Origin of the sequence: Neisseria sp. P0014.S002, from assembly GCF_051958295.1 — a bacterium.
In the GTDB taxonomy this organism is placed as follows: Bacteria; Pseudomonadota; Gammaproteobacteria; order Burkholderiales; family Neisseriaceae; genus Neisseria; species Neisseria flavescens_B.
Map to the genome: position 1 here is coordinate 1 of NZ_JBQCVO010000061.1, position 286 is coordinate 286.

Annotated in this window: 1 protein-coding gene; it reads left to right on the top strand. The window is 66.8% G+C overall.

Annotated elements, in window-relative coordinates:
- Positions 1 to 40: 40 nt before the first annotated feature.
- A partial coding sequence (locus ACTHSX_RS10610; RefSeq protein ID WP_440379669.1) for an endonuclease III domain-containing protein occupies positions 41 to 286 on the top strand: 246 nt, incomplete at its 3' end.

Here is a 286-nt window from a genome sequence, read left to right on the forward strand (position 1 = left end):
TTCCTGCGGCGCACCCCACAGCCGGCGACAATCGCCGCCCATGAAGCCCCAGGACATCGAGCCCTTCTTCGCGGCGCTGCAGGCCGCCAACCCGCAGCCCAACACCGAGCTGGAATACACCAACGTATTCGAGCTGCTGGCCGCCGTGCTGCTGTCGGCGCAGGCCACCGACGTGGGTGTGAACAAGGCCACGCGCCGGCTGTTTCCGGTCGCCAATACGCCGCAGGCCGTTCTGGATCTGGGCCTGGACGGCCTGGAGGGCTATATCAAGACCATCGGCCTGTAC